General features: G+C 77.5%; 2 protein-coding genes and 1 pseudogene. 2 read left to right on the forward strand and 1 reads right to left on the reverse strand.

Annotation, left to right across the window (positions count from 1 at the left end):
- Positions 1–955: pseudogene (locus ACWEVO_RS35535) on the forward strand (family 43 glycosylhydrolase); the annotation flags it as partial.
- A 95-nt stretch (positions 956–1050) separates the two neighbouring features.
- On the opposite strand, the gene ACWEVO_RS35540 reads toward ACWEVO_RS35535, so the two are convergent.
- On the reverse strand, positions 1051–1584 hold the full coding sequence (locus ACWEVO_RS35540; RefSeq protein WP_452311786.1) for a 2'-5' RNA ligase family protein: 534 nt from the start codon (positions 1582–1584) through the stop codon (positions 1051–1053).
- Positions 1585–1641: 57 nt separating this feature from the next.
- On the opposite strand from ACWEVO_RS35540, the gene ACWEVO_RS35545 reads away from it, so the two are divergent.
- On the forward strand, positions 1642–2069 hold a 428-nt coding region (locus ACWEVO_RS35545), incomplete at its 3' end, for a nucleoside deaminase (protein ID WP_452311787.1).

The raw sequence follows: 2069 nt of genomic DNA on the forward strand, positions 1-2069 counted from the left end.
GCCGGGCGCCGGGGGGGTGGGGCGGGCCCGGGGCGGGGCCGGGTCCCCCGACGCGGGGCTGGCCCCCCGCGCGGCCGCGGCCCGCCCCACGTCCGCCCCGCTGCCCGCCGGCCTCGACCTCGCCGACCGGCACAACCTCGCGGTCGAGGTACGCGGCCGGCAGCTCGTCGCGGAACTGACCCCGGACCGGCTGGGCGACCCGCTCGCCGTGGTCAGCCTGGCGCTGACCGGCCCGGCCGCCGGGCCGCTGACCCTGTTCGCCGAGGACGGGACCGCCGAGTTCGACAACGTCAGCGCGGCCCGGCTGTACCGGCCGGTGCGGCACCCGGTCGCCCCGCCGACGGTCGGCCCGCTGCTGCCCGACTGGTCTGACGAGTTCGACGGTGGGCTCGACCCGGCCTGGCAGTGGGTGCGGCGCAACCCGGCGGCGACCGTCGCCGACGGGGCGCTGCGCTGGCCGGTGGAGGCGACCGACCTGGTCGGCACCGGCAACACCGCCGGGGTGCTGCTGCGCGACGCGCCCGCCGGGGACTACGTGGCGGAGACCAGGGTGACCCTCGACCTGGGTGAGGACACCGTCCGCAACTACCAGCAGGCGGGCATGGTGGCGTACGTCGACGACGACCGGTTCGCCCGGCTGGCCCAGGTGGCGATCTGGAACACCCGGCAGGTCGAGTACGGCTACGAGCTGCCCTTCGCCGGCCAGACCGTGTACGGCGGCAGCATCGTCGGCACGCCGGCCACCACCACCTGGCTCCGGCTGGCGCACCACGTCGACCCGGTCACCGGCGAGCACGAGTTCCGGGCCGCCTCCAGCCGCGACGGGGTCCGCTGGACCTGGGGTGCGGTCTGGACGTTCCCGGCCGACACCACGCCCCGGATCGGGCTAGTCGCGCAGGGCGGCGCCACGCCGCCGGTCACCGCGGAGTTCGACTACCTGCGCTTCTACCGCTGAGCCACCGGCGGCGCGGCCCCCGTCAGCTCACCTGGCGGGGGCCGCGTGGCGGTCCACCGCGGCGCAGGCCGGCATCGTGGCCCGGGCCACCGATCTCACCCGCCGGGGCGGGGGCACGCCGGAACCAGCTCGGTGATCGTCCGGGTCCGGCTGTCGTAGCTGCGCGCGGCGACGAACTCCCCGCTGGGCCGGTCGAGGCCGGCCACCGCCCGGGCGCGGCGCCGGTCGGCGTCGCGGAACCGCAGCGCCAGGCTCAGGTGCGGGATCCACCGGCCCGGCGCGTGCCAGGGGTGCTGGCCGTCGCCGGCGGCGAGCACGTCCCAGACCGCGCCGTGCAGGGCGAGCAGCTGCGGCGCGGGGCGGACCAGCCAGACCAGCGGGGCGCTGCCGTCGAGCACCTCCACCCGGCCGAGCCGGGCCGGCAGCGGCAGCGCGGCGTCACAGAGGTCGGCGAGGCGCCGCGAGGCGCCGGGCGGGAACTCGTCGACGGCCGCGAGGGTCAGGTGCGGCCGGTTGGTCGGGTGCGCGTTGCGCGCCAGGCTGGGCAGGCCGGCCGCGGCCAGCCGAACCCAGGCCGCGCGTACCGCCTCCTCCAGCTCCGGGGAACAGAGCAGCTCGACCGTCCGCACGCCGTCAGGCTAATCGGCGCCGGTGTGCCGGGACGCCCCGTGGGGAATGCGCAGCGGATGAGCGTGCTGACCGAGACCGACGAACGCCACCTGCGCCGGGCCGTCGCGCTGGCCACCGCCGCCCGGGACGCCGGGGACGGCCCGTTCGGCGCACTGCTGGTCGACGCGGACGGGCGGGTGCTGGCCGAGGAGGTCAACACCGAGCGGACCGACGACGACATCACCGCCCATCCGGAGCTGAAGTTGGCCCGCTGGGCGGCCCGGAACCTCGCCCCCGACGCCGCCGCGGTCGCCACCATGTACACCAGCTGCCAGCCCTGCGGCATGTGTGTCACGGCGATCGAGCGCTCCGGCCTGGGCCGGGTGGTGTACGCGCTCAGCACCGAGCATCAACGTCAGCCTCCAGGCGGTCGCGCTGCGCTGAGGCCGGTTCCCCGGTGCCGTGGCGGAGCCGGGAGTAGCGTGGGCGCGACGGCCGACGCGCG

The organism is Micromonospora sp. NPDC003776 (assembly GCF_053605645.1).